The organism is Algoriphagus sp. AGSA1 (assembly GCF_021390545.1).
Lineage (GTDB): Bacteria > Bacteroidota > Bacteroidia > Cytophagales > Cyclobacteriaceae > Algoriphagus.
The window spans coordinates 154,229-162,854 of the sequence record NZ_JAJUWR010000016.1 but is presented as its reverse complement, the minus strand read 5'-3'; the positions used below and the strand labels follow the sequence as shown (position 1 = coordinate 162,854).

Annotated in this window: 8 protein-coding genes; 1 reads left to right on the top strand and 7 read right to left on the bottom strand. The window is 40.8% G+C overall.

What is annotated here, in order from left to right:
• The 7 genes from LZF95_RS14530 to LZF95_RS14500 all read right to left on the bottom strand — a co-directional run.
• A partial coding sequence (locus tag LZF95_RS14530; protein WP_233755817.1) for an SDR family oxidoreductase occupies window positions 1-682 on the bottom strand: 682 nt, incomplete at its 3' end.
• 263 nt (window positions 683-945) lie between these two features.
• Window positions 946-3,060, bottom strand: coding sequence for a M48 family metalloprotease (locus tag LZF95_RS14525; RefSeq protein WP_233755816.1), 2,115 nt, complete (start codon window positions 3,058-3,060; stop codon window positions 946-948).
• Window positions 3,061-3,290: 230 nt separating this feature from the next.
• Window positions 3,291-4,370: an acyl-CoA desaturase gene (locus tag LZF95_RS14520; protein ID WP_233755815.1), complete on the bottom strand. Its 1,080-nt coding sequence runs from the start codon at window positions 4,368-4,370 to the stop codon at window positions 3,291-3,293.
• A 477-nt stretch (window positions 4,371-4,847) separates the two neighbouring features.
• On the bottom strand, window positions 4,848-5,033 hold the full coding sequence (locus LZF95_RS14515; protein WP_233755814.1) for a hypothetical protein: 186 nt from the start codon (window positions 5,031-5,033) through the stop codon (window positions 4,848-4,850).
• Window positions 5,034-5,043: 10 nt separating this feature from the next.
• Window positions 5,044-5,241, bottom strand: a complete 198-nt coding sequence (locus LZF95_RS14510; RefSeq protein ID WP_233755813.1) for a hypothetical protein — start codon at window positions 5,239-5,241, stop codon at window positions 5,044-5,046.
• Between the two features lie 57 nt (window positions 5,242-5,298).
• Window positions 5,299-5,520, bottom strand: a complete 222-nt coding sequence (locus LZF95_RS14505) for a cupin domain-containing protein (RefSeq protein ID WP_233755812.1) — start codon at window positions 5,518-5,520, stop codon at window positions 5,299-5,301.
• Window positions 5,521-5,876: 356 nt separating this feature from the next.
• Complete coding sequence (locus LZF95_RS14500) at window positions 5,877-6,437, bottom strand: AraC family transcriptional regulator (RefSeq protein WP_233755811.1); 561 nt, start codon at window positions 6,435-6,437, stop codon at window positions 5,877-5,879.
• Window positions 6,438-7,448: 1,011 nt separating this feature from the next.
• Between LZF95_RS14500 and LZF95_RS14495 the strand changes: the two genes are divergently transcribed.
• The gene (locus LZF95_RS14495) at window positions 7,449-8,600 is read left to right on the top strand and encodes an efflux RND transporter periplasmic adaptor subunit (RefSeq protein WP_233755810.1); all 1,152 of its coding nucleotides are present in this window, start codon (window positions 7,449-7,451) and stop codon (window positions 8,598-8,600) included.
• Window positions 8,601-8,626: the final 26 nt, after the last annotated feature.

The window sequence follows — 8,626 nt, the reverse complement described above, 5'->3', positions numbered from 1 at the left end:
ATCGGCTTCTGGTTTGCTCTTCATTGAGTTCTTGAAAAACTATTTTCTGCCCAAGCGCATGGGCTATTTGCTCTACTTGTTTGCGTGGGGTAAGTATTTTCGGGCCTGTCAGCGTGTATATTTTTTCATGGTGACTTCGTCCTGTGTCTGACAAAATCGTGGCAATCACATTTCCAACATCATTTTCATGAATGGCAGCAGTCGGTCTATCTCCAAAAGGTTCCTTAACTTCTTTGGTTTTGTGAATGGATTCCACCCAGCCCAATGCGTTTGCCATGTATTCCTGAGGCTGTAGGATCGTCCAATGTAGTTCACTGTTCTTCACTTCTTTTTCCAATGTACTTTCATTGCCTTCCCCGTTCCAAAGTACAGTTATCCGTTTGGCGCCGGATTTTTGCAACGCCTGGACTATGGATTTACCGTTGGATAGGGGAGTATATTTATCATCCCCTATAGATATGAGGTGTGCCGCATACACTCCCTCAAATGCTTTTTCAAGACTTTCAGTGTCAGTTAAATCTCCAGTGACTACTTCTACGTCTTTTGGGAATTCCGTTTTGTTTGCGTCTCTAGTCAACACCCTGACTTTAGAGTTTCCCTTTTGGAGTTCTCTTACCACTTCCTTTCCTACTGTGCCTGAAGCACCGGAAACCAAGAAGATTTTTTTAGCAGAATCATTCATAATAGTTACAATCTTCAATGCAATCTGTGGCTAATTTGAAGCACGCTTATTTAATCCTTAGCAAACTTGGCGACTTCCCCAGCAAAACATCATCCACATCTTTTCTAGTGCGCACCCACTTACTTATATAACCTTTAAGCTGACCTTGATCCTCTAACCAGATATTGGATATATCGCATTTCATAGTTTACTTGGATACTTTCCAGGATAATATAATTTTCCAACCTTTAACAAGATCCTGAGGTTCCATTTGTAACTTCTTCCTACCCTATGGCATCTATACTTCCATTTTCCATAGGCTTTGGGATTTCTGCTGGGATCAAATTGAGGGTTTCTGAGGAAATTGGGCCAGCAGATAGTTCCGCAAAGTCAAGCAGTGATTCCTGATATTCCAGCATTCCCTTCTTCATCATGAACCCCATCATGCTTTGTAGGTTTGAAAAACCTTCCAACGAATTTAGTAAAAGATTGAGATTATCCTGATAATAGATTTCATTCCCAAAATACTCCCATTCTTTAGAAATATATTGTTCAAAAATCCCGACCAATTCAGCTGACAGTAGCTTCTCAAATCTATTATCTTCCAATAGGCTGTTTATTTTCTCCTTAAGTTTTGCCTCATCTTTTTTAATCTCCCTGAAATTAGATTTGATTTTCACAAAAGGGGTATTATAGGACGTAAACTCAAGTCTGGCATTTAATTCACTGATCAATTTCTGGTTTTCTGACTGCTCTTTATCCAGATTGACCAACCCGGCATAATATCCTTCTAACAAAGGCGGCTTATGAAGCTCCCTTTCCCTATGGGCAAAAAAACTGAAGATCTTTTGATCATGAATAGCTAACTGGTTTTTGAGAGTAGCTATCCTTTCTTTAATCAATTTCATGACAGATCTTGCCTCGCTTTTCTTATAACGCTTCCCCCTATAATCAAATGACTTGATCACGTAACTACCATCAGCTATCTGGGAAACAGTAGCTAGATCCGATTCCGAAGTGACCAGTTGACTTACCCATGAAACAACTTCGCTACTAAACAGCTTTTCAAATGAACCGAATTCCTTTTCGGTTATAGCCGTTTCTTTATCTAGTGGGGATGGGTTTCTATAATCATAGTATCCGTTGAAGATTTTCGGGAAGGAAAACTTTAAGTAAGTGCGCTGATAGTCTTCTTCAAATTTCTCCTCCCTTATTGCTTCCACTTCGCCTGTGAGCGTAAAGTTGCTTAGCAGCTTGGAAGTTAACAATGCCTCCAGATCAGCAATAGCTGTAAAACAGGATGATGCCGGAGCAGAGTCCTGGTTTTTTGTAGGTATTCCCAGCAATTTCAGGCGTTGTATTCTATCCTCATCAGAAGGGTGAGAGGCCCACTGATCTTTCACCACCAGATCAGATTGAATATTTACAAAACCTTCCCTCTTCTGAGACGCTAAAAAATTCATAACGAAGCGGTGATTAGTGTAAATATTCTTAGGGATTCTATTATACTGGAGTTCACCGTCATAGTAATTAAAAACATCCTGGAGCGCATAACTCGCAGGCCCAAATTTACTGAATGAATCAGCCAAAGGATCTCCTCCGGTGACGTTGGCGGCTATTTCATCGGCATGAAATTCCATTTCCCTGGACAATGCCATGAAATTTTTATTGACTACCGAATACATCCCTTTTAAGATCCATTGGGCACCTTGGGCTACTTTAAAAGCTAGTCCCACGAAAATGGAAAAATATCCGCTAATATCTGCCCATTTGGATGCAAGTGATTGGTAAGAATCGTTCTCATAGAGAAGATTGTAAATCACTTCATTCACATAATACACATAGCTCCCGACTTTCATGGAACGCTGGGAAAAGTGTCCGAATTCGTGGGCCAAAACCGCCTTGAATTCTTCGAGATTCAGGGTATTCACCAAGCCCATTCCTATAGTGAGGTTCTTCCGGGTAGGAAAGATCATGCTGAGGAGATTTGAATCATAAAACACCGAAGCATTTACCTCATTTGATAGATAAACCCGCTTGGGAAATTGAGTTCCCACCTGCATTACAATATCCTCTAGGAGTGTCTTAAGTTTAGGTTGTGAATCCAGATCAAGCTCTACGAGATGAGAGCGGTCTGATTTGAAACTTTTAAACAAAAATTTAAAGAGGAAAAGCACTATTAAAACCCCCAAGCTGACTATGCCAAATGACAACATCAATAAAGGGAAATTAAAATAGAAGGAGATCAATCCCACCGCTCCTAACACACATAATCCTAGAATCCCAAATGCGGCTATCACCATTAAAAAATAAACAAGGATAAATAAGAAAATGGATAAAACAGCAGAAGTAGTATTCTTCCTGAACTGTGCCGAGGGTTTAACGAGGATCTTCTTCATAGTGAAAATTTGCGTACAATATGCACTATAGAATCCATTAAAAAAACATGTCTTGTCTGGCTTTTCATCAAGAATTGTCTTTTCTATTAAGTGCGTTGCTGATGGCCCACACCAGCTTAGGTACCAGAATCTGACGTCGTACGGTTTTGGGGCTTAAGATCTTTCCAGGCCCAGAAGCCGCCACGGCCAGGACAAGAAAATGACTGATATTAATAAGATGAGGATTAACCCTATACCCTTCCTAGTTGCCTAAGCATCTTTACATGGTCCTGGAGAGCAGTCAGAAATGTGCTCTTTACAAGGTATGGAACTTTGAATTCACGAGCTGTTTCCGCTACGATTTTGGAAATTCTCCTGTAGTGGATATGGCAAATATTAGGAAATAAATGATGCTCTACCTGAAAGTTCAACCCGCCGATAAGCCAAGAAAACAGCCTGCTTTTAGGAGCGTAATTACTGGTGGTAGCCAATTGATGGGCAATCCATTCATTGTCAATCAAGCCTTTGTTATCAGGCTGTGGAAAGGATGTATCTGAAAGTATATGCGCTGTCTGGAAGACTAGACTAATACAGATCCCCGTAACGAAATGCATACTTAAAAAGGCCAACACGACTATGTAGGCTGGAAGTGGGACCATCATTAATGGAATGATCAGTGCATAGGTGTAATACAGTGCTTTCCAACTGGCGATTTTTACAAGTTGCTTCCTGAATTCTCCCTCCTTCTTGAAAAACCCCATTTTTTTATAGCGTATAGCTCTGACAAAATCCTTTGTAGTAATCCATGATATGGTAGATAGTCCATAGAAAAACCAGATATATAAGTATTGGAACCTATGGATCCAATAACGCTTGGCATTCGGGGAAAATCTCAGGAAAAAAGGCGCATTGATATCATCATCCCCATGATCAATATTGGTATAGGTATGGTGAAGCACATTATGCTGTATTCTCCAGACACTTGCATTGGCGCCGATGAGATTCATACTATAGCCCAGATACTTGTTGATTGTAGGCTTTTTAGAGTAAGACCCATGAATGGCATCATGCATCACCCCCATACCCACTCCTGCCATTCCCAATCCACTGAGGATATACAGGCCGAATAAGAAAGAGGCACTGGCCACTAATCCTGAGCAGATAAAGACTAAGGGAATGAAGAAAACAGATAGCATAAAAATGCTCTTATAGACCATTCTACTATCCCCATATTTATTTTTGCGGTTTTTCCTGAAATAATCATTGACCCTACTGTGCAGGGTGGTGGAAAATTCAGCTTTACCGGACTTATCGAATCTTATACTTTTCATGTGTTTATAATTGTTTTTCAATGGTCGCATAGAATCTCGCCCGGGGAATAATCATCCCTTTGTGTGTCGCATTCGACATGCTCGATTTCATATTTATACTTGTTTTTCAGTGGCCATATGGCCACCTGCCGTAGGTAGGGAATCCCAGCCTGTCCAGAAGGCTCGATTTAATTTATTTGTGGTTTTTAGTTGGCAAGAATTGTCCCGCACAAGGGAGATTCCATTTCCCCACCCCATAAGTATCAAATTTTTAAGCTTCATTAGGGTTGTAACTGCCATCCAAGGCTTCGTCCAACCATATATTCTTCTAACGGTGTGCCGCTTTCCACTGCTATGATGCCATACCTAAGTAGGCACCTTTGCCTCAAATAAGCCTGCTTGCCTTATGCCAGCTCAAATTCATCTCCGCCCCGCTTCAGTTTAATTATTCTTAGACAACCATTGCGGACACAATAGTTATGATATAGTTGCAGGAATTCAATAAGTCTGTAGCTCTTCAAAAAGCATATCCAGCTCAGAGCGGCTTTTCTTCAGTTTCTGGGAAAGTCTTTCCATCATCTTTTCTCTTTGTCCCTCTGCATATTCAAAGTCCATATCCATTAATATGGCAAATCTTCGTTTGAGCATGATTTTTTGCTCTCTCCAACTTCTATTGATTATCATTTCAGTTTAATTATTTAGTGGTGTTTGAATTTCCCAGTTCAATGATCTCTCGTTCGAAAAGGGCTTGTTCCTTTTTCTCCGGATCATCTGCAAACTTGCAGTAGTAGATCCCTTTATAATACCTACGAATGATCAATTTGACCTCGGGGGCTACTTTGGCATAGACCGCTAGCCCAGCTTTAAATTTCGTTACTTCGGTTTCTTCCATAATCATCGCTTATTATCCTTAGATACTGATATCCTCATAACCACTTTTGATAATTGTTTAGAGCATCTTGAATCTTTTATTGGCTTTGATCCAATGCTTCACATGCGCTGGCACAATGAGGATCTCGCCCGTTTTTACAATATTCGATAGTTCATCCACATGGATAGTTGCCTCTCCAGCTACTATATGTATGAGGCGGTCATACGGGTAATAGGTGGAGGTCTGAACCTCTCCAGTGTCAAAGGAGGAAAGAGTGGCTGTGCCGGTATTTTGATTCATTAAAGTCCTTGTCACTACAGAGCCAAAGACGTATTCCACTGCTTACACAAGAGAATTGACGCAGGACTTTCTCGAAATCTTGGTGGCCCATTGAGGGAAAACAAAGGGTGATTCTGTTGAGGGATTAAATGCGATCCCCCTATTCTTGGGAAATGACTTTTCATTTTCCACTGGGATTTCAATGGAGTTTTTATCCCTATTGTCACTGAGTCAGAAAGACGCTCTTTTTATGACCTATTCCAAATTTCGCATTTGATACGGGAGATGTGTTACATAATTCTGAGGGATGGTTACACAAATCCCACATCCAAGCTTAAGGCAAGAATAATAAACACCTTTACCCCTAGAATCATAGCTCAAATAGATTCCAAATTTTGCTTTCTCTTATTCTTGAGGTTTTTATAAAAAGTAGGGGTCAATCCAGTGATTTTCTTGAATTGGTTGGACAAGTGTGCCACGCTACTGTAATGTAATTTATAGGAAATCTCGGTAAGATTTAGCTCATCATAGATCAGCAGCTCCTTGACCTTTTCGATCTTATGAAGAATGATGAATTGCCGAATGGTTATCCCCTTAACTTCAGAAAAAATATTGGCCAGATAAGTATAATCATAGCCTAGATGCTCACTGATGTATTCCGAATAATTTACTTTGGGAAGATTCTCGGAATAGTGGATCATCTCTATGATGATATTTTTAATCTTCTCAATGATTATACTTTTCTTATCTTCCAAAAGCTCCAGTCCTGACTTACTTAGATTGATTTTGAGCCTTTGCCTCTGCTCTGCACTTAGCTCTTCCAAAACCTCCACCATCCCTAAATCCACCACCATCTTGTGGATCCCAAGGTTTTGAAGTTCTTCCTTAACCATCATTTTGCAGCGCAAACTGACCATGTATTTAATGTAAAGTTTCATTTTGCGGAGTAAAAGACAGGGTAAGTATGTATAACGCTATTTACAAATATAAAATTCAGGTATTTCATCGCCACCCTCTATTAATTTCTACTATTGCTCTTTTGAGCAGATCAACCACAAACTGGTTTTAACTAGTCAAATCTTCAAATTCGATCACAGACATTTCCTCATCCGAAAGTGAAAGGGCTGAGCTAAGTGCCTTTTTTACTTTTTCAGCATCCCTCTGTATGATTTTTCCGTGGGATTGTTGCCCAAAATTAGCAGGCTGTGTCGGAGATTAAGGCAGGAGCTCCCCACATCGGGCTTATGGGCGTTGTTAAACTGCCCATTTTATCACCATCTTTCCCCAATATTTTCCCATAACTGCCATGTGAGCCAGGAAACCCTCTGAGCCCCCTTTCACCGTTAACAAAAATTTAGAAAAAGAGGACGTTGAAAGAAGCCTGGACTGCGCCAATTAGATATTCATCGATTCAATAGAAGCCGTAAAAGGCTTTTCCTAAACTAATAACACAGCACGTAAAGCCCCTTTTTCACCTTGAACACATTTTTTTTCCCCAACTGACAACCTCGTAAGTCAACTACTACACTTTACCAATAAACCTAAACAAAAAGCCCTACAGCCCTAGCTTAAAGGCAAACAGCACTATAAAATAGGTCATTATGGAAAGCCAGTGCAGCGGTGGCACCATATTAGGAGAATGGGACTTCGGATTCCAGATTGTCCCCTTTCTTTCCTTCCACAGGTAAATGAAAGAAGGAAGATTAACCTGATAAATCCCAACACAAAAACCCAAACTTGCCGGAAATTACTTAGCCAAACAGTATATTGGCGGATGAGGAGAAAACGATAAACTGCTGATTAAGTGTTTGAAAAAATCACTTTGTGTGTTCTAATATGCAAACAAAGTAAGTCAAAGCACACCTAATTAGTTTTGCGGTTTCAAACATTCCTGTCTCCTATGAGTTCAAACGAAGATTAACTTATTTGATTTTATGCTACCCGATTTTATGAACTTCCTTCCAAACAAACCTCTGGTCAACAGAAGATTAAGACTCTTCCCCATCTTACTGCTAGCCGTGTCCATGAGCTTTTGTAATGAAAAAGAGGTCGAAGATGAAGGCCTTACGCTTCCATATATTACTTTAAAAGAGCAGATAGCGGCTGTTCCTTTTCAATATCTAGGCTCTATCGAAGGAACAGAAGATGTGGAAATCCGGCCTCAAGTGGATGGGATCCTGGAAAAGTTCCACGTAGATGAAGGGCAGTATGTGAAGAAAGGCCAGCCTCTTTTGGACATCAACCAACAGCCCTATCTAGAGGACCTGAGAAACGCCCGGGCAAATGTACAACTGGAAGAGGCCAAGCTTCGAAAAGCAAAAACGGAGCTTGATCGCCTTCAGCCTCTCATTGAGAATGCAGTCATCTCTGAAGTCCAGCAAAAAACAGCCCAGGCAGATTATGAAGTCGCCCAGGCATCTCTGGAGAAAGCAAGAGCCGCGGAGGCAAACATGAAGATCAAGTTGGAGTTTACTACTATTAAAGCCCCTGTAAGTGGATTTGTCGGGAGATTTCCCAAGTCCGTAGGCAATGTGGTCAAGCAAACAGATTCCGAACCCTTGACTGTATTATCCAATGTAAATGACGTGTACGTGTACTTTTCAATGAGTGAATCCGATTATCTTCTCTATCAGCGGATGAAAAAGGACACCACCTACCAATCGATGAAGATGAACCCCAACGTAAAGCTGGTTCTTGCCGATGGCTCTATCTATGATCATCCAGGCATAGTGGACGCCACCTCTGGGCAAATCGACAGGGCTACAGGATCAATATCCCTTCGTGCGAAGTTTAAAAACCCTGACACCCTTCTCAGACTGGGGAACACCGGAAAAATACTGATGGAACAGATATATGCGAAAGCGGTAATGATACCACAGGGAGCGACTGTATCCATACAGGACAAGAAATTTGTGTTCGTGCTGAAAGAAGACAATACCGCGGAGCGGAAAGAGATTGAAATCGAAGGGATATCAGGAAACAATTATATCGTAAAAAACAACTCTCTGACGGCAAACGACAGAATCATCATCTCTGGACTTGACAAGCTGGCCAATGGCATAAAGGTCAACCCAATATCCCGAAACAGCATTCCTCAGTAGTTTTTCACTGAATACTGATCAATGAA